The 21,382-nt window shown below is 72.2% G+C and carries 19 protein-coding genes; 7 read left to right on the top strand and 12 right to left on the bottom strand.

From position 1 onward, the window contains the following. Positions 1–342: 342 nt before the first annotated feature. Positions 343–1,497 (bottom strand): methyltransferase, encoded by a 1,155-nt coding sequence (locus ACFYR3_RS40600; RefSeq protein WP_355839126.1) that lies wholly within the window; start codon positions 1,495–1,497, stop codon positions 343–345. Positions 1,498–1,556: 59 nt separating this feature from the next. Between ACFYR3_RS40600 and ACFYR3_RS40595 the strand changes: the two genes are divergently transcribed. Continuing rightward, positions 1,557–2,234: an alpha-ketoglutarate-dependent dioxygenase AlkB gene (locus ACFYR3_RS40595; protein WP_355839320.1), complete on the top strand. Its 678-nt coding sequence runs from the start codon at positions 1,557–1,559 to the stop codon at positions 2,232–2,234. Between the two features lie 154 nt (positions 2,235–2,388). Beyond that, positions 2,389–3,627: an ROK family protein gene (locus tag ACFYR3_RS40590; RefSeq protein WP_355839128.1), complete on the top strand. Its 1,239-nt coding sequence runs from the start codon at positions 2,389–2,391 to the stop codon at positions 3,625–3,627. 3 nt (positions 3,628–3,630) lie between these two features. Here the strand turns inward: ACFYR3_RS40590 and ACFYR3_RS40585 are convergent, their stop codons facing one another. The 3 genes from ACFYR3_RS40585 to ACFYR3_RS40575 form a co-directional block, all read right to left on the bottom strand. Beyond that, positions 3,631–4,542, bottom strand: a complete 912-nt coding sequence (locus tag ACFYR3_RS40585; protein WP_355839130.1) for a phosphotriesterase — start codon at positions 4,540–4,542, stop codon at positions 3,631–3,633. A 5-nt stretch (positions 4,543–4,547) separates the two neighbouring features. Next, positions 4,548–5,132 (bottom strand): DUF4865 family protein, encoded by a 585-nt coding sequence (locus tag ACFYR3_RS40580; RefSeq protein WP_389287122.1) that lies wholly within the window; start codon positions 5,130–5,132, stop codon positions 4,548–4,550. Between the two features lie 97 nt (positions 5,133–5,229). Continuing rightward, positions 5,230–5,805 (bottom strand): TetR/AcrR family transcriptional regulator, encoded by a 576-nt coding sequence (locus ACFYR3_RS40575; protein WP_355839134.1) that lies wholly within the window; start codon positions 5,803–5,805, stop codon positions 5,230–5,232. Positions 5,806–6,010: 205 nt separating this feature from the next. On the opposite strand from ACFYR3_RS40575, the gene ACFYR3_RS40570 reads away from it, so the two are divergent. The 3 genes from ACFYR3_RS40570 to ACFYR3_RS40560 are packed head-to-tail and all read left to right on the top strand — an operon-like array spanning position 6,011 to position 9,632. Next, positions 6,011–6,316, top strand: a complete 306-nt coding sequence (locus tag ACFYR3_RS40570) for an SHOCT domain-containing protein (RefSeq protein WP_355839136.1) — start codon at positions 6,011–6,013, stop codon at positions 6,314–6,316. After that, positions 6,313–7,071 carry an ABC transporter ATP-binding protein gene (locus tag ACFYR3_RS40565; protein ID WP_355839138.1) on the top strand — a complete coding sequence of 253 codons (759 nt, stop codon included), beginning with the start codon at positions 6,313–6,315 and terminating at the stop codon, positions 7,069–7,071. The genes ACFYR3_RS40570 and ACFYR3_RS40565 overlap by 4 nt, the downstream gene beginning before the upstream one ends. After that, positions 7,068–9,632 (top strand): ABC transporter permease, encoded by a 2,565-nt coding sequence (locus ACFYR3_RS40560; protein ID WP_389287120.1) that lies wholly within the window; start codon positions 7,068–7,070, stop codon positions 9,630–9,632. Before ACFYR3_RS40565 ends, ACFYR3_RS40560 begins: the two co-directional genes overlap by 4 nt. Before the next feature lie 62 nt (positions 9,633–9,694). Here the strand turns inward: ACFYR3_RS40560 and ACFYR3_RS40555 are convergent, their stop codons facing one another. Both ACFYR3_RS40555 and ACFYR3_RS40550 read right to left on the bottom strand, forming a co-directional pair. Beyond that, positions 9,695–10,210: an ATP-binding protein gene (locus tag ACFYR3_RS40555; RefSeq protein WP_355839142.1), complete on the bottom strand. Its 516-nt coding sequence runs from the start codon at positions 10,208–10,210 to the stop codon at positions 9,695–9,697. A 217-nt stretch (positions 10,211–10,427) separates the two neighbouring features. After that, positions 10,428–10,751, bottom strand: a complete 324-nt coding sequence (locus ACFYR3_RS40550; protein WP_261703200.1) for a hypothetical protein — start codon at positions 10,749–10,751, stop codon at positions 10,428–10,430. 317 nt (positions 10,752–11,068) lie between these two features. Here ACFYR3_RS40550 and ACFYR3_RS40545 point away from each other — a divergent pair, with 317 nt between their 5' ends. Then, positions 11,069–12,193, top strand: coding sequence for a PLP-dependent cysteine synthase family protein (locus ACFYR3_RS40545; RefSeq protein ID WP_355839144.1), 1,125 nt, complete (start codon positions 11,069–11,071; stop codon positions 12,191–12,193). Positions 12,194–12,389: 196 nt separating this feature from the next. Here ACFYR3_RS40545 and ACFYR3_RS40540 read toward each other — a convergent pair whose 3' ends face one another. After that, a complete protein-coding gene (locus ACFYR3_RS40540) occupies positions 12,390–12,869 on the bottom strand; it encodes an SRPBCC family protein (RefSeq protein WP_355839146.1) in 480 nt (159 codons plus the stop codon). A gap of 240 nt (positions 12,870–13,109) precedes the next feature. Then, positions 13,110–13,940, bottom strand: coding sequence for a DeoR/GlpR family DNA-binding transcription regulator (locus tag ACFYR3_RS40535; protein WP_355839148.1), 831 nt, complete (start codon positions 13,938–13,940; stop codon positions 13,110–13,112). 280 nt (positions 13,941–14,220) lie between these two features. Here ACFYR3_RS40535 and ACFYR3_RS40530 point away from each other — a divergent pair, with 280 nt between their 5' ends. After that, entirely contained in the window at positions 14,221–16,602 is a 2,382-nt protein-coding gene (locus ACFYR3_RS40530; RefSeq protein ID WP_389287116.1) for a hypothetical protein, read from the top strand. 22 nt (positions 16,603–16,624) lie between these two features. Here ACFYR3_RS40530 and ACFYR3_RS40525 read toward each other — a convergent pair whose 3' ends face one another. From ACFYR3_RS40525 to ACFYR3_RS40510, 4 genes are all read right to left on the bottom strand, one after another. After that, the gene (locus ACFYR3_RS40525) at positions 16,625–19,054 is read right to left on the bottom strand and encodes a right-handed parallel beta-helix repeat-containing protein (protein WP_356782244.1); all 2,430 of its coding nucleotides are present in this window, start codon (positions 19,052–19,054) and stop codon (positions 16,625–16,627) included. Positions 19,055–19,226: 172 nt separating this feature from the next. Beyond that, entirely contained in the window at positions 19,227–19,832 is a 606-nt protein-coding gene (locus tag ACFYR3_RS40520) for a hypothetical protein (protein WP_356782243.1), read from the bottom strand. A gap of 185 nt (positions 19,833–20,017) precedes the next feature. After that, positions 20,018–20,842, bottom strand: coding sequence for an MOSC domain-containing protein (locus tag ACFYR3_RS40515; protein ID WP_389287114.1), 825 nt, complete (start codon positions 20,840–20,842; stop codon positions 20,018–20,020). A 45-nt stretch (positions 20,843–20,887) separates the two neighbouring features. Continuing rightward, positions 20,888–21,307 (bottom strand): DUF6643 family protein, encoded by a 420-nt coding sequence (locus ACFYR3_RS40510; protein ID WP_355839156.1) that lies wholly within the window; start codon positions 21,305–21,307, stop codon positions 20,888–20,890. Between the last annotated feature and the right edge of the window lie 75 nt (positions 21,308–21,382).

Here is a 21,382-nt window from a genome sequence, read left to right as displayed (position 1 = left end):
CTCACTCTACGGTCGTACACGTAGGTGTACAGGGGAGATCAAAAAGTGTGCCCATTCTGTCTGTTGGCGACGAGCCGGGTGCCCCTCGCCGCAGGTCCTCCGCGTGAGCCGGTCCTGCGAACCGGTCCGACGAGCCGGTCCTGCGAACCGGTCCGACGAGCCGGTCCTGCGAACCGGTCCGACGAGCCGGTCCTGCGAACCGGTCCGACGAGCCGGTCCGACGAAGAGGCCGGCTGACCCGGGCCGGACCGTGCCCACCAGCCGCTCCGCCCCGCGCCTCGGCCCCGCCCCGGCGCCCGCCCCGGGTGCTGCGCGGGGCGGGCTGCGCGGGGCGTGCGGGGGCTACTGCTCGGCGTCCTTCTTCACGGCCCGCAGGATCACGAACTTGGCGTCGCCCGCGACCAGTTCACTGTTGCCGAAGAGCCGTCGCAGCTTCAGGTGGTAGCCCAGGTGGCGATTGCCGATCACCCACAGCTCGCCGCCCGGCCGCAACGCGCGCCGGGCGTCCGAGAACATCCGCCAGGCGGTCGTGTCCGTCATCGCCTGGTGCGAGTGGAACGGGGGATTGTTCAGGACGAGGTCGACGCTCCCGGACGGGACGCCCTCCAGCCCGTCGGCGACACGGAATTCGGCGCTCCCCTCGGCGTTCGCCCGGTAGGTCGCCTCCGCCGAGGCCACCGCCTGGTACGACTCGTCGGCGAACAGCACCTCGGCGTCGGGATTGGCCAGCGCGATCGCCGTACCGACCACACCGTTGCCGCAGCCCAGGTCCACGACCCGCTCGGCGCCCCGGCTGCGCGGCAGATGCGTGAGGAAGAAGCGGGTGCCGACGTCGAGGCGGTCGGCACAGAAGACGCCCGCGTGGTTGACGACCGTGTGCCCGGAGACCGGGCCGATGTCGTCGGGCAGCCGGTAGCTGTACGGCCAGGGGTTGGCCTTCCGCGCGATCCCCTGGAGCGGGGTGCAGAAGATCAGCCGGGCCTTCTTCTCGGCCAGCGAGGTGCGGGTCGGACCGAGGATCCGCTCGAAGAGGTGCAGCGTCGAGGTGTGGATCTCCTTGACCATCCCGGTGCCGATGACGACCGTTCCCTCGTGCACGCCGGGCGCCAGCCGGTGCAGCTGGTCCTCCAGCAGGGCCAGGCTCTTCGGCACCCGCACGAGCAGTACGTCGATCCGCTCGGGAGGCGGCTCCTGGGTCGTGAGGAGCCGGACCGCGGACTCCTCGGCACCGGCCCGCGCCAGATTCGCGCGGGTCGCTTCCCGCGCCAGGAGGGAGTCGGTGATCTGCGTCGGCCGCCGCGCCGACAGCGCCGTCGTGAGCGCACCCCACCGGTCGCCGACGATCACGACCGAACCCGTCAGCGGGGTGCCGCTCTCTGCGAGGTGCCCCAGCAGATAGGTGTCGGCGGCGTCCCAGGCGCGGAGTCGATCGCGAGGGTCCTCGGGGAATCGGGCGAGCTCGTAATCGCCCCAGGGTGTCGTCATCCGGTCGTTCATCGTGGGTCAAGGCTAAGCGACCCGGGGCGCCCCGGGTGCGCGAGGATGAGGGCATGTCGATGGACGCGGAACTGTTCCCGCGCGGCCGGACCGAGATCGCGCCCGGCGCGGTGCACCTCCCGGACTGGCTGGACGGAGAACACCAGCGGCAGCTCCTCGATGCCTGCCGCGGCTGGGCACGCCCGCCGGCGGGACTGCGCACCGTCCGCACCCCCGGCGGCGGCACGATGACCTCCCGGCAGGTCTGTCTGGGCTGGCACTGGTACCCGTACGGCTACGCGCGGACGGTGGTCGACGGTGACGGTTCGCCGGTGAAGCCCTTCCCCGACCGGCTCGGCGACCTGGCCCGCGAGGCGGTCAAGGACACCCTGGGCGACGACGCCCCCGACACGGATCCGTCCGCCGCGTACGACATCGCGCTGATCAACTTCTACGACGCCGAGGCCCGTATGGGCATGCACCGCGACAGCGACGAATCGTCCGACGCCCCGGTCGTGTCGCTGAGCCTGGGCGACACCTGCGTCTTCAGGTTCGGCAACACGGAGTCCCGGGCACGGCCGTACACCGACGTCGAGCTCCGCAGCGGCGACCTCTTCGTCTTCGGCGGCCCGTCACGGCTCGCGTATCACGGAGTACCGAGGGTGTACCCGGGCACGGCGCCCGCAGAGTTGGGACTGACCGGGCGGCTGAACGTCACGCTCCGGGTCAGCGGCTTCCCGCCGGGGCCCGCACGGTAGCGGCGGACGGTCTCACGGCCGATGCCGAGCCGCGGCCTCCCGGACCGGGTGGCCGACGTGCGCTCCGAACGGCGGCCCCCCGCCGCGGTGTCCCCCCGGCGGCGGGCACGACCGGACGGGCCCCGCGGGAGCGGATCATGGGAGACTCGCCCTCATGAACGGCAAGGCGGGCCCCCGGACGGCGGGGGATGGCAGCACGCGGACACGGCTCGACCGGGGGCGCGGGGCACTCGGACCGGCGCTGGAACTCGTGCACACCGGGCGCGCGCCGACGCGTGCCGTGCTCACCGCCGAGCTGGGCGTCACCCGGGCCACCGCGGGCGCCGTGGCCGCGGAGCTGGAGGCGCTGGGGCTGATCCGGGTCGACGCTCGGCCCGGTTCCGCCGCCGGTTCGCAGGGTCGGCCCTCGCACCGGCTGGAGGTCGCAGAGGACGGGCCCGTGGCGCTGGCCGCGCAGGTGCACGCCGACGGGTTCCGCGCCGCGCTGGTCGGCCTCGGCGGCCGGATCGTCGCGACCGCGCCCGGCTGCGAGACCGTCGACGCCGATCCGGCGAAGGTGCTCGGCTCGGTCGTCGACGCCGGCGCCGAACTGCTCCGCGAGACCGGACGCCGCTGTGTGGGCGCCGGGCTCGCCGTACCGTCCGCCGTCGCCGAACCCGAGGGGCTCGCCCTCAACCCACTGCACCTGGCCTGGCCCGCGGGCGCCCCCGTCCGGCAGATCTTCGCCGAGCGGGTGCGCGCGGCCGGTATCGAGGGTCCGGCGTTCGCCGCCAACGACGTCAACCTCGCCGCCCTGGCCGAGCACCGGCACGGGGCGGGCCGCGGCGCCCGCGACCTGCTCTGCGTGGCCACCGGACACCGTGGTGTCGGCGGTGCCCTGGTGCTCGACGGGCGCCTGCACACGGGCAGTTCGGGGCTCGCCCTCGAAGTCGGCCATCTCACCGTCAATCCCGAGGGCCGCCCCTGCCACTGCGGCAGCCGCGGCTGTCTCGACGTCGAGGCCGACCCGCTCGCCTTCCTCACCGCGGCCGGCCGCGCCCCCGGCCCCGAGGTGTCGCTGCTCCAGCAGTCCAACGAGCTGATCCGCGACGAGTACGCCGATCCGTCCGTCCGCAGGGCCATCGAGGCGCTGATCGACCGCCTCGGCCTCGGCCTCGCGGGCCTCGTCAACATCCTCAATCCGGACCGCATCATCCTCGGCGGACTGCACCGCGCCCTGCTGGACGCCGACCCGGACCGGCTGCGCGCCGTCGTCGCCGACCGCAGCCTGTGGGGACAGAGCGGCGGGGTACCGATCCTCGCCTGCACCCTGGACCACAACAGCCTCGTCGGGGCAGCCGAGTTGGCGTGGCAGCCGGTGCTGGACGACCCACTGAAGGCGCTGCCCGTCTGACACTCAGGGGCGCCAGGCGACGGCGAGGGCCCGCCCGGCGTTCTCGGTGAGGATCCGGTCCACCAGGTCGTTGCCCAGGGCGCGTTCGAGCCTCGGACGGACCCGGCGCAGCAGATACGGCATCCCCGGGCCGCCGTTGACCGAGCGCGCCGCAGCGGTCGTCGTGTCGCCGCCGAGCAGCAGCCGGCCGCCGAAACCGGCGTCGGCGAGGGCGCGTACGGCGTCGGGCATGCGCCAGTCCGTCGCGTGGTTGGCGTGGGAGGGGCCGTCGAAGGCGAGGTAGGCGCCCGACTCGGCGGCCTCGCGCTGCGCCACGAGGTCCGGGGAACGGTTGAGGTGCCCCAGGATCACCCGGTGCGGCGGCACGCCCAACTCGCCGCACAGCAGGTCGAGTACGTCCAGTGCCCCGGTGCCCAGCTCCAGGTGCACGGCGATCGGCGCACCGGTGGCGTGGTGGGCCTCGGCAGCGGCGGTCATCGTCCAGCGGGCGTGCGCGTCCAGGGCGTGGAAGCCGCCCGCGACCTTGATCAGCCCGGCCCGGACCCCGGTCGTCCCGATGCCCGTCGTGAGCTCGGCGACGAGGACGCCGGCCAGCGTGCCGCGCAGCTCGCTCAGCAACTCCGGTGTGTAGTGCGCCGCTTGGTGCAGCCCGGTCGCCGCGACGACGTGGACCTCGGAGTCTCGGGAGATCAGCGGCAGATCCGCGGCCCGCCTGCCCAGACCGTACGGCGTCCACTGGACCACGCTGCCACCGCCCTGCGCGCGGAACGCGGCCAGCTCGGCCCGCGCGGCGGACGCGTCGCACAGTTCCTGGCCCGGGAGTTGCGGGCTGCCGAAGAAGAGATGGTCGTGCGCGTCGCACACCCCGAGGTGTTCGGGGAGCACGTCGCCCAGGACCGTACGGACCGCGGCCACCGGGCTCACCACTGCCGGCCCCGCGGCAGCCGGTCGCGCTCGGGCTCGGACATGTGCAGCACCTGGAAGACCTCGCCCGTCGCCTTGGGGGAGTCGTGGTCCCAGAGTGAGAAATGCACGACCTCCCAGTGCCGAGGATCGACGGCGGCACCCGTGCAGACCGCCCCGTCCAGCGCGGCCAGCCGCCCGGCCTCGCGCACCGCCTCCTCCATCGCCTCGGACAGCTCCACGCCCTCGGCGACGGCCCGGCGCCGCCGGACCGCGACCTTGGCCGGCGATCCGGCGGCGCCGCCCTCCTCGTACGCGAGACCGGTCCAGTGCTGCACCACGGGGCGCCCGAAGTCGTTCACCAGGCCTTGGAACGCCCCGCCCCAGAGAAAGGAGTTCATGCCCTCGGCGGTGTGCCAGAGGTAGAACGGCGCGTACTGGTTGACGGGGGAACCGTCCACCCCGCGCTCGCGCATCAGATACGCCTTGATCCCGAGGCCGTGCCACGCGTCGAGCCGGTGGCCGACGTGGGCGACCCGGTCCCAGATGACGGCCATGTCGTAGGCGGCGGGAAACGTGAGCTCGTACTGCATGGCGTGCATGGGAAGGTCCTTCCTGGAGTTCGGGGTTCGGGGTTCGGGGTTCGCGGTTTTCGCGGGGAGGGCGGACGCCGGCCCCGTGGACTTCTGTGCGACGGTGTCAGCGGGCGGGTGCCAGCAGGGCGAGCAGCCCGCGGACTCCCGTGTCGAACGCGGCCGGTGAACCGGAGGCGCGCGCCAGGACGTAGCCGCCCTGGACGGTCGCGAGGATCGTCGCGGCGATGTCCTCGCCGTCCAGCGCGGCCGCGAACTGCCCCTGTTCCTTGCCCTCTTCGACGATGCCTGCCAGCCGCCCGCGCAGCCATTCCAGCGTTTCGTCGACGGGCGCGCGCAGTTCGTCGCTCGCGATCACGTCCGGGTCCATCGTGAGCCGCCCGATCGGGCACCCGCGCAGCACGTCGCGCTCGCGGCGCAGATAGGCCTCGATCCGCTCGTACGGCGATCCGGGCGAGCCGAGGACGCCCTCGGCGGTGGCCCGCATCTCCTCGGCGGTACGGCGAATCGCGGCGAGCGCCAGACCGGGCTTGCCCCGGAAGTGGTGGTACATGCTGCCCTGCCCCGCGTCCGCGTGCTCCAGGATCGCTTTGGGGCTGGTGCCCACATAGCCGCGCTCCCACAGCAGCTCGCGCGTGGACTCGATCAGTCGCTCCGGAGTGCTCATGAACCGACTGTACATACTAGTAGGTACAGAGGTCGAGGGGGCCCAGCTGTCCGCGGGGAGCCGCCGCGCGGAGCAGCGCGGGGCGCCCTGCGTACTCCCCCCGAGGTACGCGCACGGCCGCTGGCCGTACGACGACTCCGACCCCCTGCCGGGGCGAGTCTCGAAGCATCACCAAGAGATCCCGCGGAGACGCGCGATTCCACCGAGGAGATGACTCGAGATGCAGACCCTGGCGCACTGGGACGGCGGCCCCGGCCCCTGGATCCTGTTCCTTCCGCTGATCTGGGCGGCCGTCGTGATCGGCGTCGTGACCGTCCTGCGCCGCACCGCCTGGCGCGGACGCCGCGGCCCGTGGCGCGGGGTGGGCGGGTTCGGCCCGGGCGGCTCCCTGCCGGCCGGCGACTCGCCGATCGCCGTGCTCGGCCGCCGTTTCGCCTCCGGAGAGATCGACGAGGACGAGTACTGGCGCCGCCTGTCCGTCCTCGACGAGCAGTTCGGTCGTACGGGCAAGGGCGGTGCGGTATGACGCCCACGACCGGCCGCCGCGACGCGGCACGCGTCACCGGGGCCGTGAAGGTCTACGGCAGCGGCGACACCGCCGTGCGGGCCCTGGACGGGGTGAGCGTCGGCTTTCCGGCCGGCCGCTTCACCGCGATCATGGGGCCCTCCGGCTCCGGCAAGTCCACGCTCATGCACTGCGCGGCCGGCCTGGACACCCTCACCTCGGGCGCCGCGTACATCGGCGACACCGAACTCGGCACCCTCGACGACCGCCGCCTGACCCTGCTGCGCCGCGACCGGATCGGCTTCGTCTTCCAGGCGTTCAACCTGATTCCGACGCTCACCGTCGCGGAGAACATCGCCCTGCCCATGGACCTCGCGGGAACCAAGGGCTCCCGCGAATGGACCGACGCCCTCGTCGACGTCGTCGGTCTGCGCGACCGGCTCCACCACCGGCCCAGCGAGCTGTCCGGCGGACAGCAGCAACGCGTCGCCGTGGCAAGGGCGTTCGCCGGTCAGCCCGACGTCGTCTTCGCCGACGAACCCACCGGCAACCTCGACTCCCGCTCCGGCGAGGACGTCCTGAACCTCCTCGGCCGGGCCGTGCGCCAGATGGACCGCACGGTCGTCATGGTCACCCACGACCCGGTCGCCGCCGCGCACGCCGACGAGGTGGTCTTCCTCGCCGACGGACGCCTCGTGGACCGGATGGAGAACCCGACGGCAGACAAGGTCCTCGACCGCATGAAGGCCTTCGACGGCAAGGGGGCACCGGTATGAACGCCGCCGCACTGCGCCTCAGCGTCTCGTCGCTGCGCAGCCACAAACGCCGCTTCGCGGGGACGTTCTTCGCGGTGCTGCTCGGCGTCGCCTTCCTGGCCGGCACCCTCGTCATGGGCGACACGCTGCGCGCCGGGTTCGACACGATGTTCGGCAACGCGACCAAGGGCACCGACGCCGTGGTCCGCAGCGCCGACACCATCACCACCCCGGGGGAGAGCCAGGGCGTACGCGCGCCCGTCGCCACCGATCTGGTGAGGACGATCGAGCGGACCCCCGGTGTCGCGGCCGCCGCGCCCGACATCCAGGGCGCCGGCCAGCTCATCGGCTCGGACGGAAAGCCCATCGGCGGACAGGGCCCGCCCACCCTCGCGGGCAACTGGATCGACGACCCCGAGCTCAACGCGTACCGACTCGCCGAGGGCCGTGCCCCGTCGAAGTCCGGCGAGGTCGTCGTCAACCGAGGCACCGCCAAGAAGGGCCACCTGAAGATCGGCGACACGACGGTCCTGCGCACGCCCGACCCGGTCCGGGTGACGATCGTGGGCCTCGCGACCTTCGGCGGCGAGGACGGCATGGCCCAGGTGACGTTCACCGGGATGGCGCAGGCGGACGCGGAGAAGTACCTGACCGCGAAGCCCGGCGAGGCCGCGAGCATCCGCGTGCGCGCGGGCCCGGGAGTCGGTCAGGGCAAGCTCGTCTCCGACCTGGCTCCCGTACTCCCCAAGGGAGTCGAGGCCATCACCGGACAGGAGTCCGCGCAGGAGAACACCGACGTGATCTCCAGCCAGTTCCTCACCGTCTTCACCACGCTGCTGCTCGTCTTCTCCGGCATCGCGCTCCTCGTGGCGACCTTCTCCATCCACAACACCTTCGCGATCGTCGTCGCCCAACGCACCCGTGAGAACGCCCTGTTGCGCGCCCTGGGCGCATCGCGCCGCCAGGTCACCGTGTCGACCCTGGCCGAGGCGAGCGTCGTCGCCGTGACCGCCTCGGCCGTGGGGCTCGTCGGCGGCATCGGCATCGCGGCCGGACTCCAGGCACTGTTCCCGGCCATCGGATTCCCTTTCCCCGAGGGCGACCTGGTGATCAGCGCGCTGTCCATGCTGCTGCCGCTCGGCGTCGGCATCGTGGTCTGCCTCGGCTCCGCGCTGCTGCCCGCCGCACGGGCGGGACGCACCGCGCCGCTCGCCGCGCTGCGGGAGACCGCCGTCGACGAGTCCGGTGCCTCGCGCGGCCGCGCGAGCGTCGGCGGGGGACTGGCCGCCCTGGCGTTGGGCGTCACCCTGACCGGAGTCCTGCTGACTCCGTCGCTGTGGCTCGCCGGACTCGGCGCCGTGCTGGCCCTCGCCGCCTTCGTGGTCCTCGGTCCGGTCGCTTCCACGACCGCCGTACGAGTCCTCGGCGCGCCGCTCGGCAAGCTGCGCGGGGTCACCGGCGGACTCGCCCGGCGCAACGCGCTGCGCAGCCCCAAGCGGACCGCCGCCACCGCGGGCGCCCTCATGATCGGCGTCGCCGTCGTCACACTGTTCACGGTCTTCGGCGCCTCGCTCAAGGCCACCATGGACCAGACGGTCTCCCGCTCCTTCGCGGGTGACGTCGCCGTCAGCACCCCGTCGTTCGGCGCGGGCGGCAGCGGACTCAGCCCGAAACTGGCCCCGGCCATCTCAGCTCAGCCGACGGTCGAGTACGCCGTCGGGCTCGGCAAGGGTGTCGCCGAAGTCAACGGCGAGGGACGCGCGTTGACGGTCACCGACCCGGTCACGCTCGGCAAGGTCTTCGACCTCGGTGACGTACAGGGCTCGCTGAGCAGCCTCGGCACCGACGGCATCGCCATCACCCGCAAGGAGGCCGACAAACAGCATCTGGCGACCGGCGACACGGCCCGGCTCGCCTTCACCGACGGGCAGAGGGTGAACTTCACGGTCCGCGCCGTCTACGGCCAGTCGGAACTCGCCGGCGACTACGTCGTCACCCGCGCCGCCTGGGCCCCGCACCGCACCCAGGACACCGACACGCTCGTCGCCGTCTCCTTCAAGGACGGCGTGAGCACGGCGGAGGGCAAAGCCGCGGTGAAGAAGGTCGCCGAGCGGTACGGCGATCCCGAGGTGCAGACCCGGGACGAGTACGCGCAGTCCTCGGCGGGCGGCATCGACATGATGCTGACCCTGGTCTACGCCCTGCTCGCCCTCGCGGTGCTCATCGCCCTGCTCGGTATCGCCAACACCCTCACGCTCGCGATCCACGAGCGCACGCGGGAACTCGGCCTGCTGCGGGCCGTCGGACAGACCCGGGCGCAGCTGCGCGCCATGGTCCGCTGGGAGTCGGTCCTCGTCGCCGCCTTCGGCACGGCGGGCGGACTCGCCCTCGGGGCCTTCCTCGGCTGGGTGCTCGTCGAGGCCTCCGACGGGGCGTCGGACAGCTCCTTCGCCTTCGCGGTCCCACCGCTGCGGCTCGTGGTGGTGGCGCTGGTGGGTCTCGCGGCCGGAGCCCTCGCGGGACTGCGTCCGGCGCGGCGGGCGGCACGCCTGGATGTACTGCGGGCCATCGCCACCGAGTGAGCCACCCGGTGCCGTACGACGCCCGCGAACGAGCGGCGTACGAGAGGGATGTCACCGCCCGGTCAGCCGGCAACGGCGGACCGGGCGGGAGCATGTTCTGGCCTGAGTACGTCGACGGTGTGCCTCAGAGTGGCCTCGCTCGCCGTCTCGTACGGCGAACGAAGGGAAGCCGCCACCACGGGCGTCGACGCCGGAAGGGTGAACCACACGACCTTGCCCGACTCGCCGTCGGGGCGCACACCCCAGCTCTCGCTCACCGCCGCGACCATGGCGAGGCCGCGTCCGCAGGTGGAGCCGGGGCCGGCTTCCCGCACCACGGGAAGACGGGGGTCGTGGTCGTGCACCGAGACCGTGAGCCGGTCGAGCAGCAGCTCGATCTCCACGGTGCAGATCTTGTCCGGCTGGGCATGCCGGTGAACGTTCGACAGCAGCTCGGTCACTCCGAGTGCGGCCCGGTCTATCAAGGGGTCCAGATGCCAGTAGCGCAACTGCGCAGAGACGATTCTGCGGACCTGGCCGATCCGCGACGGCAGGGCTTGGAGCTCCACCGTGCAATGCCTGCTTGGCTGGCTGATCACGGCTGCGACTCCCCGAATTGAGGTCCGGAAGAAGACGGAGATCGGATCCAGCAGAGGCGGCTGAGTGGAACGGCCGCCTGCTGTGGTGGCCGGCGGGCTGGTTCGCAGCGTTATCGCCGGTAAACCCAGAGTAGTGATGTGACATCAGAGTGACTCAGGGGGCACGGTCCCGCAACTCGCGGTGCCTCAGGACTTCTGGCGGGCGCGTCGGCGCACCTCAGCCGCTGCGTCCCGCCGCCCTGCGGACCGCCTCGATGAAGCGGCGCGCAGACGGCGGCCCCGGCCTGCCGGGTGCCGGATCGTGCTCCCCGAGCGTGAGCGAGTAGCGGGTGCCGTTGACGTCCGCCAACGCCCGGTCCTCGTGCGCGAACCAGGGTTTCGAGGCGCGCACCGCCTGCACCGGCGCGCTGTCGATCTCGCTGCCGTAGCTGGTGAGCAGTTCCAGCCTGCCGTCGCTGATCCGGACCTGTCCGGCCCGGGTGAGCGAACGCAGCCTCTTCCCGATCCGCACGCCCGTGGCCGTGAACTCCGGCTCCGCCATGATGCCCCGCCCCCTTGTGCGCTCCGGCTGTGCCCTGTCGTGACCCAGTGTGCATCCAGGTCGGGGGCGATCGCCTCGTTCGGTGCAGTCTGCCCGCAGGCGGCGTCGAGCACCAGTGCGTATGACGAGGTGGCGGCGGCGACAGGAGCAAAGGCCGGGATGCGCCCCCTCGATATGGATTCCCGCCGTCCCCCCAGGGGCTCCTTTGGGCTGCCCAAAGCTGTGTTTATGCAGGTGAGAAGCGTGCGGAAGGTGCTTATGATCGAGGCGTCCGACCGGTTCAAGCGGTGTCGGCACCATGCGTTAGGAGCCATCCCGTGAGTACTCCCCAGCAGACCCGGACGGGCGAGACCCTCGATGTCAACCGCAGTGACGCGGAGTACCGGAGCTGGCTCAAAGAAGCCGTCCGAAAGGTCCAGGCCGATGCCAACCGCTCGGCCGACACCCATCTGCTCCGCTTCCCGCTCCCCGAGGAGTGGGGCGTCGATCTGTACCTGAAGGACGAGTCGACCCATCCCACCGGCAGTCTCAAGCACCGCCTCGCCCGCTCCCTCTTCCTGTACGGCCTGTGCAATGGCTGGATTCGGCCCGGCCGCCCGGTGATCGAGGCGTCCAGCGGCTCGACGGCCGTGTCCGAGGCCTATTTCGCGGGGCTTGTCGGTGTGCCTTTCATCGCGGTCATGCCCCGCACCACGAGTGCCGAGAAATGCCGTCTGATCGAATTCCACGGCGGGCAGTGCCACTTCGTGGACGACTCCCGCAAGATCTATGAGGAGTCCGCCGCTCTCGCGGTCGATACCGGCGGCCACTACATGGACCAATTCACCTATGCGGAAAGGGCCACGGACTGGCGCGGGAACAACAACATCGCCGAATCCATCTTCCGCCAGCTGGCGTTGGAGCGATTCCCGGAGCCCGCGTGGATCGTCGCCACAGCCGGCACCGGCGGTACCTCGGCGACCCTCGCCCGCTACGTCCACTACATGCAGGCGGACACCCGCATCTGTGTCGCCGACCCCGAGAACTCCTGTTTCTTCGAGGGCTGGACCGCCGGCGATCCGGACGTCACCTGCGACCGCGGCTCGCGCATCGAGGGGATCGGCCGACCGCGCATGGAGCCGAGCTTCGTGCCCGGGGCCATCGACCGCATGATGAAGGTGCCGGACGCGGCGAGCGTCGCCGCCGTACGCGCCCTGGAACAGGCCATCGGCCGCAAGGCGGGCGGCTCGACCGGCACGGGCCTGTGGAGTTCGTTGAAGATCGTCGCCGAAATGGTGGCCGAGGGCCGCAGGGGAAGCGTGGTGACGCTGTTGTGCGACCACGGGGACCGCTATCTCGACAAGTACTACTCGGACGCGTGGCTGGCCGAACAGGGCCTGGACATCGCGCCCTACACGGCGGCTATCAACTCCCTGCTGGAGACGGGCGTCTGGCCGGCCTGACCGCCGGCCGGCCTGGCGGCAGGGACGGACCGGTCTGGCGGCAGGGCATGCCCTCGGGTCCGGCCCTTCAATCTCGGGCCGGGGGAACCTAGTTGATGTTGACGTCTGACGTCTCACATCTGGCGTTCCTCGCCCGAGGTCTGACGCCTGAGGTCCGGCTCCTGACGCCTGATGCCGACTCTGTGCGCCCGTGGGTTCAGGCGGGTGCCGACGCCAGGCGCCGGTCCAGGGCCGTCACCGCGCCGCGGAAGGCGCCGCCCAGACCGCCCCGCCCCACGGCAAGTGCCGCCCGGAACAAGGCCGTTCCGTCGGCGGCGAAGGTCCACTGCACGCGCGTCCCCGTGCCCGCGGGCGCGAGCCGCCACTCCTCGACCAGGGCGCGGAGCCCCGGCGCGTTCGTGGCATCCACCCGGTACGCGTACACCTCGGGAGCCTCCGAGACGAGGACGGTCTCCTCGAAGCGTGTTCCGCCGCGGAGCCGCACCTCGCGCCCGGCGCCGTTCGCGGTGGGCCGGGCGAGCGTCACCGCCGAGAACCACTCGCTCCAGCCGGACACGTCCTCGGCGAGCGCGGAGAAGACAGCCTCGGGAGACGCGGCAACCTCCCGCGCGAACACCAGCCGCAGGGGAGCGGTTTCGACGAAGTCGGGTCCCACCGGACGCAGTTGACGTGCCATGAGTGAGCCCCCTCGCCGGAACCGGGTTCCGGTCTCCGTATGTGCGGAACGCCCGTGACGGCCCACTGAACCGCCTCGCGAACCGAACTCGCCCGACAGTCTCTCGGAGCCGCCGCCCGCTCGGCCGTGCCTCGAAGCCGCCCCCGTTGGCGCGAGCGTCGGCCCGGGCGCACCCGCGCCACGGACGACGCCGACGGCGTGACCGGCGGCGCGGGCAGCGTCACCTTAGCTGGCGGGCCGTCAGATGTCTGTATCGTCCTCGGGTTCGCCGGCCACCACCAGGCGCCGCAGGTGCTCCGCGATCTCCGAGCGAGCCTCGGCGGGCATCCCGCCGTCGGTCACCAGCGTGTCGACCTGTTCCAGCGCGGCGAACGAACTGAGGCCCACCGTGCCCCACTTGGTGTGGTCCGCGACCACGATGACGCGTCGCGCGGACTGCACGAGCCGCCGGTTGGTCTCCGCCTCCGCCAGGTTCGGCGTCGACAGCCCCGCCTCGGCCGATATGCCGTGCACACCGAGGAAGAGGACATCGAAGTGCAGTGCCGCGATGGCCTGATCGGCCACCGGCCCGACGAGCGAGTCGGACGGTGTGCGCACCCCACCGGTGAGGACGACGGTCGCGGCGCCCTGACGCTGACCGGAGGTGCGCTGCGCCGAGTGGAACACGTCAGCCACACGCACCGAGTTGGTGACCACGGTCAGGTCCGGGACGTCCACGAGGTGATGGGCCAGCGCGTACGTCGTCGTACCACCGGAGAGGGCGATCGCCGAGCCCGGCGCGACCAACTCGGCGGCGGCCCGCGCGATGTCCTCCTTGGCGGTCAGCTCCAGGCCCGACTTGGCCTCGAAACCCGGTTCGTGGGTGCTCGCCTCGACCACCGGCACCGCGCCGCCGTGCACCTTCTCGACGACACCCTGACGGGCCAGCGCGTCTAGGTCACGGCGGACCGTCATGTCGGAGACGCCGAGTCTTCGCGTCAGCTCGTTCACGCGGACGCCCCCGCGGCGACGCACCTCGTCGAGGATCAGAGCGCGACGCTGCTCCGCGAGGAGGTTCTGATTCTCACTCACGACCGCTCCGGTCCTTTCGCCGCTGCCTGCCCGACTCCGCCCGAACCCGCTCCCACGTGGACATTCTCCTTGCCCGAGGTCTGGAGGACGACCCATCCTCGCATGGGACACCGCCGGTCGCGCCACTGCCCGCACGCCCGCCGTGCCCCTCCCGTTCCCCCACGTTCACACGTATCGGGGAGATTCGGTGAGTTCGGGTGCGCATACCCTCCGAAGCGCGAGACCCTCGTGCCTGCACATGACACATGAGAATCGCGGGGCACGGGGGAAGTGCGGAACAGTGGAACGTGCACGGGAACATGCCATCAACGGGGAGCCCGGCAGCCCCGTACAGCGGCCCGAATCGGCCGGTACCACCCTGGAACTCCTGGTCCACGGGGTCGGCGGCACCACGCCGGAGGAGATGCTGAACGATCCGCGGACGGTCCGGATCACCGGCGACGCGACGGCGGCCGTCTTCCGGCGCGCGGACGACACCGACGCCGAGGAGCGCCCCGGCGACCACCGCGGCGGGCCGGTGCGCGAGGCGTACGTATGGTGCAACCTCACCTCCGGCAACGGCGCCCGCGCCCTGTGGCTCCTGTTACTGCCCTTCATGGTGGTCAACCTCGCGCACTGGATGCGCCCCGCCGCGCACGGCCGCGGGCGGGCGGTGCGCCTGTACGGACTGCTCGTCCGCCTCGCCGGGCTCACCCTCACGGTGCTGCTGGTCGCCGCCGCCTGCGAGGTCGCCCTCGACCTGGCCGCCTGGCAGTGCGCGGGCAGCCGTGCGTGCGTGCGCAATCACTCCTGGCTCGGATTCCTCTCCCCGGACCGCCCCGACGCCGGCTGGTGGAGCCAGCCGGGCCGCCGCCTCGCCCTGGCCTGCCTGGTGCCCGCGGCGCTCACCACCCTCCTGTGGTACCTGTCGCACCGCACCTGGAGCGCCTACGAGTCGCAGCAGCCGATGGCCCGGGCGGCCGAGCACGACGACGAGACCGACGGCACGGGACTCGGCCGCCCCGGCTTCTGGTACGGACGCCGCCTGGTGGCCCGGCTGCGCGCCGCGCACACCGCAGCGGGGTTCCTGACCGTGGCCGCGGCCGTGGGCTCCTCGCCAGTCCGCTACGACCGTGCGCGGGGCGGGCCCGCCGTACTGGAGGCGCTGGGCGGGCTCCTGAACGCAACACTCGTGGTGGGCGGGGCCGTTGTGCTGTGGGTGGTCTGCCGTCGGGGCCGCAGCGAGAACCGGATCGACCACGGACGCGACCGGAGGCTCGTGCGCCGACTGCCGCTGGGCTCGGTCGCCCTGCTCGCCCTCACCCTGGTGTACGCCGGCTGGTCACGGCCCCGCTGGCACTCGACGGGGCGCCTGCCGGGCGATGCCACGTTCGGCGGCCTCACCCTCGTGCAGGGACTGCTCGTGATCGCGCTCGGTGTGGTCGCCCACGCCCTGTACCGCACGAAACCCCGGGGCCTGGGCTCGCGCCGAACCGCGGGCAGCACCCCCGACACCCGCACCGCGATGCGCGGTTTCGCCGGGCCCGCCGTCGCCATGCTCGCCTGCGCACTCGGCGGCGTGATGTCCGGAGGGGTGTCCCAGCGCGTCGCCGACTGGCTCGACGGCACCCGCCACTCGATCCCCGGCCCGCCCGTCCTGCTGACCTGGCAGGCCTCCGCGATCCCGCCACTGCTCGTCGTCCTGCTCGCCCTCACCGGCTGGCTGGCCCGGCGCACCTGGCAGCTGCGCCGCCGCGAGACGATCGCCGTCGAACACGAGTACCCGGGCGAGGCCAGGGACTCCGCCCGCACCCGCCGCATCGCGAGCACGCGCGCGATGGCCACTCTCACCGACCAGGCGCCGCTCATGGTCGGCGTCCTCTCGTCCGTGACCCTGCTGCTCGGGGCCTGCGCCCTGGCCGGGGCCCTCGCCACCGGGGACGCCCCGAGCGAGGCCGCGCGCGGGGCGAACGGCTTCGTCCACGGCGCGGCCGAGACCGCGCAGGCACTCGGCTCCTGGCTGATCGGCCTCGGCTTCATCCTGTTCGTCACCTGGGGTCGGCGCGCCTACAAGGACCCCGCCGCCCGTCGCACCATCGGCATCCTCTGGGACGTCGGCACCTTCTGGCCGCGCGCGGCCCACCCCTTCGCGCCACCCTGCTACGCCGAGCGCGCCGTGCCCGACCTCACCTGGCGCATGGCCGCCTGGACCCGTGCGACCGGCGGACGGCTCGTGCTCTCCGGACACTCCCAGGGCAGCGTGCTGGCGGCCGCCGCGGCCTGGCAGCTCAAGCCCTCGGTACGCAAGAGGGTCGCGCTGCTCACCTACGGCTCACCGCTGGAGCGCCTGTACGGACGCTGGTTCCCGGCCCACTTCGGCCCCGCCGCCCTGGCCTCGCTGCACCGCGAGGTCGCCTGCTGGCGGAATCTGTACCGTCGCACCGACCCGATCGGCGGACCCGTCCGGCTGCTCGGCGACTGCGGTCCCGAAGTCGACCACGAGCCTTTGAAGGACCCGCTCGCCTATGGCCGCACGGAGCGGCAGCCGCTGCCCGCGCCGGTTCTCGGTCATTCCGACTACCAGGCGGACCCGGCTTTCGCCGACGAGCGGGAACTGCTGCTGGCACGGCTGCTGCCCGAGGTGCCGAGTCCGCGTCCCCGCGAGGACGCTCAGGGCGGCTGAGCAGGCACAAGGCGGCGGAGGATCAGGGCAGCTCCGGCAGGTCCTCCGAGTAGAGCAGCGTCAGGTCGTCCGTGTTCGGCTCGTCCAGCTGGGCGACCCGGCCCGCGTGCCGCTCCACCATGGCCTCGAACGTCTGACGCGCCGTACGGCCGTTGCCGAACGCGGGCCCCTTCGGAATCGCCGTGAAGTACTTCAGGAGGGCCTCGGCCGCACCCGGACCCAGCCGGTACTCGTGCTCCTCGGCCTGCTGCTCCACGATCCGCAGCAGCTCGTCGGGGAGGTAGTCGTTGAAGGTGATGGTCCGTGAGAAGCGGGACGCCACCCCGGGGTTGACCGACAGGAACCGCTCCATCTCGGCGGTGTACCCGGCGACGATCACGACCACCGCCTCCCGGTGGTCCTCCATGAGCTTCACCAGCGTGTCGATGGCCTCGCGCCCGAAGTCACGGCCCGAGTCCTCGGGCGACAGCGCGTACGCCTCGTCGATGAACAGCACGCCGCCGCGCGCCCGGTCGAACGCCTCCTGGGTGCGGATCGCGGTCGACCCGATGTGCTCACCGACCAGGTCCACCCGGGACACCTCGACCAGATGCCCGTTCTCCAGCACACCCAGGGAGGCCAGGATCTCGCCGTACAGCCGGGCGACGGTCGTCTTGCCGGTGCCGGGGGAGCCGGTGAAGACGAGGTGACGGCGGGCGGACGCCGCCTTGAGGCCCGCCTGCTGCCGGCGGCGGCCCACTTCGATCATGTCGGTGAGGGCACGCACCTCGCGTTTGACGTTCTCCAGGCCCACCAGTGTGTCGAGTTCACCGAGCACGATCTTCGAACCGCGGGCCGGCTGCGCGGGCTCCACGCCGGTGACGAGCGGTTCCCGCTCGGTGCTGCGCTGACCGGGGATCGCCCCCAGCAGACTCACGGACGCCCCCGACGTCTCGACCGCTGTCTCGTGTGCCGGGGTGCGCAGTCCGGTGCTCTCGTCACTCGCGCAGTCCTCGACGACGGGACCCGCGCCGGCCGCCGAGCCCGCGTCGGCGAACTCGTAACCCCCGCGCGCGCACCGCTCCGTGCGGCACTTGCGCAGGGTCGCCCGGCAGCCGTCGATCACATGGAAGCCGTAGCCCCCGCTGTCCACCACCCGGCAGTTCAGGAAGCTGCCCCGGCCGTCCGCCGAGACATAGAAACCCGCCTCGGCGGGTGAGGTGACCGTGCAGCGCTCGATGGTCGGATCGGCGCCCTTGGTGACGATCACGCCGGTCTGTGTGCTGTCCACGATGCAGCCGGACAGGTTGCCGCCGCTGCCGTGGTCGCGGAACCAGGCACCCGTCGCGGCGTCGCGGATGCGGCAGTCGTCGAGCTGCACGGTGGCACCGTCGCTCACCGACACCGCGGTGTTGCGCACCTGCGAGATGTCGCAGTCGACGACATCCGCGCGCGAACCCCGGTCGAGGACGAACAGCGCGTCCGGCACGTCGTGCACCCGGCACGAGTCCAGTACGGCGGTCGCGCCGTCGCTCACCCACACCGCGGGGTAGTCGCCCGTGCTGTCGAAGATCTCGCACTGGTTGGCGTCCACGCGGGTGCCCGGGTCCCAGACCGAAAGGCCGTTGCGCCCGAACTGCCGCACGGTCGTACGGGTCAGTGTGAGCACCGAGCGCGAGCGCAGATCGACCGCGTTCTCCGGGATGTCGTGGATGCGGCAGTCGGCGAGTGTGAGCACCGCGTCCGTGTCGAGGGTGACGCCGTCCGCGGTCGTCCGGTGCACATCGCAGTCGGTGAGATGTGCGGTGGCCCGGCCGGTGATCTGCACCCCGGAACCCTTGACCTCGTACACCTCGCAACCCACCGCTTCCAGCGACGAGTTCTCGCCGGTCGCCGACAGGCCCGCACCGGAAGTGTGGTGCACCCGGCAGCGCTCGAGGCGCGGATGCGCGCCCCCGCGGACCGCGACCCCCGACTGGCCGGCCGCGACGACCTCGCACTCCTCGAACACCCCACCGCCGCCGTCCAGTACGGCGATGCCGACGCCCGCGGGGTTGTCGACCGTGCAACGGCGCACGGTCGGGCGGGCGCCACCACGCACCTCGATCCCGGCGGCGGAGCGCGTGACGATCCGTATGTCCAGCAGTTCCGGTGTGCCCTCTTCGACGAGCAGCGCGGGCGAGGCCGAGTCCTGGCCCTCCACATGGAGGTCCTGGACCACGGCGGAGGCGCGCACCGTCAGCGCCACGCCGTCGATCGGTGCGATGCGCACGGAGCCGGGGGAACCCTCGGGGCCGCGCAGTGTCACCGCGCGCTCCACCACCAGGTTCTCCCGGTAGGTGCCGGGAGCGACGGTCAGCACATCGCCGTCGGCCGCGGCCTCCAGGGCGGCGGCCAGCGATGCGTACTCACCCGTGCGGCGCCGCCACCGCGAGGTTCCGGTGTGCGTCACCTGGACCGTGCCCTGTGCCATGGCGCTGTTGTGCCCCCACCTCGTCGTACGCGGGTCCTGCGAGGTCGTGCTGATGCCCCGTCGGTCGGGATCCCGGTCCCTGCCGGACAGCCTCTCACGACGGTGCCGAACAGTTCGGCCGGTCCACCGTAGCGTGCGCGGGGACGCCCGGTTGACCGGAGCGCGAAGGCCGTCAGCTGCCGGTGTCTGCCTTGCCCCAGTCGGGACCCGCCTTGTCCCATGCCCGGTCCCATCTGGCGTGACGCCGACGGATCATGTGCCACAGGATCAACCGCCTGCCGCCCTCCAGGAGTCCCGCCGACAGCACGGCCGCGCCGAAACCGGCCAGAACGGCGTGCGTGGTCGCGGTGGCACCGTCCAGCGGGCGGCCCACTATTCGGCCGTGCCGATCGGTCCAGATCGAGAAATGGTCCCCTGGGCGGGGGGACTTGAGGGTGGCCACCACCGTGCCGCGCTGCTGGGTGCCGTCCGGCGCCGTCCAGTCGGCCAGGACGCGGCTGTGCGCGTCCCGTCCCGACGGCGTCTCGGGGTCGGGCGACAGTGGTCCCCGGGACAGCTTCCTGACGACCACGGCCGCCACCTGGTGACGGTCCTTGCGCTGGTCCCGCACGGCTCTTTGCAGTGTGCCCTGGACCGAGCCACCCACGGTCGCTCCGACGAGGGGCGCCGCGACGAGGACGAGCAGGAGGGCGGCCAGAGCCAGCCAGGCCTCCACGAGATCTGTCGTACGGCGCAGCGGATTGTGCCGCCAGCGCCAGAGACCGATGATCGCGCCCACCGTCCCGCACCCCCTCCCGCGTACGTGATATCCCGCAGAGGAGCCGTTCACGCGCGAGGCCGGGGAAGAGAGAGCGACGTCACCCTCCCCCAGGGCCCTTCATGAACGTCTCACACCGGCTCAACGCTTCCGCCCCGCGGCGGGGTTCCCCGTGCCGGGCCTCTGGCGGAATGTGATCGCGCGGGCTACGCGAGGACCGTGACCGGGTCGCCGACCCGCAGCGAACCGCGGGACTCGGGCACCAGGTTCTGCCCGAAGATCAGCTTGCCGGCGAAGCGACGGTGCCGGGCGAGCGTGCGCAGGGGCTCCTTGCCGCGCCGGGCGGTGTCCTGGTCGGTCGTGGTGACGACGCAGCGGCCGCACATCTTGGTGACCCGGAAGGTGACCTCGCCGATGGCGATCCGCGACCAGTCGTCCTCGGCCCAGGCATCGGTGCCGGAGACGACGATGTTCGGCCGGAAGCGGTTCATCGGCAGCGGGCCCTCCTCGGCGTGGTCGCCCCGCGCGATCAAGGAGTTGAGTGCGTCCAGCGATCCGAGTGTGGTGACGAGCAGCGGATAGCCGTCGGCGAAGCTGACGGTCTCGTCCGGCAGCGCGAAGTCCGGGTCGACGGGCCGGCGGACGGCCGGATCGTCCATGTGGGCGAGGCGCACATCGGTGCCCAGGTACCCGCTGCACCAGTCGTGTGCGGCCGGGTCGGCGAGGACCGCTTCCACCTTGTCGCCGAAGATCTCCACCGTCGTCGTGCCGATCGGCTCGGGCACGGGAACAATCACCGGCTCGCGGTTCTCGGCGGACAGACGAAGGCCGCCGCCGGAGAGTGTCTCGGCGGCGGCCAGCGCCAGACGCGGCTGCTCGCGTTGCGTGACGACCTTTCCCCCGTCGTCGATCAGGACCCAGCGTCGGTCTCCGGCCAGCCCCCAGGGCTCCACCTCGGCCTCCCGGAGTGACTGACCCCGGAATGCCTTGACCGGATGGACGTGAATCGAGTGCAGTACCGCGTTCCCCATGACCGCCATGGTGCCAGGAAGCACCGACAATCCGGTTCGGAGGTGTCAGTACCCGCGGTACTGCTGATTGTTGTACGGGTCCTGGTAGGGAGCCGGGGCGGGCCGGGGAGCCGCGGGGCGCATCGCCTCGTAGCCCGTGCCCGCCATCGGGCGCGGCTGCTGCGGCTGGGGGCTGGGATAGCCACGAGGCGCGCCGGCCTGTTGCGGGATGTACGGCGCGGGGGCCTGCTGCAGCGGCGAGGGCTGCTGGGCCTGCTGGTAGCCGTAGGACGAGGGGCCGGCCGGCAGCGCGGGAAGCGCGGACGGCAGCGCCGGGAGGTTGTTGCTGCCCTGGTCGTAGGCGGAAGGGACCCGGATCGGGGCGATCTGAGGGGTACCCCGCTCAGCGACGAGGGAGTCGTAGATCGGGGTGTCCTGGAAGGCGGAGTAGTAACCGCCGCCATAGGTGGAGCGGGGGGAGGTCATGGCACATAAGTTAAGCCCACGATGTGCTGGTTGGGGAGACCGATAAGAGGGTTGTTTTCCGTGTCGGCGGTGACG

This window comes from Streptomyces sp. NPDC005784 (genome assembly GCF_042871525.1).
Taxonomy (GTDB): Bacteria; Actinomycetota; Actinomycetes; order Streptomycetales; family Streptomycetaceae; genus Streptomyces.
Note: the sequence above shows the minus strand (reverse complement) of the source record. Positions and strands in the feature narration are given on the sequence as shown.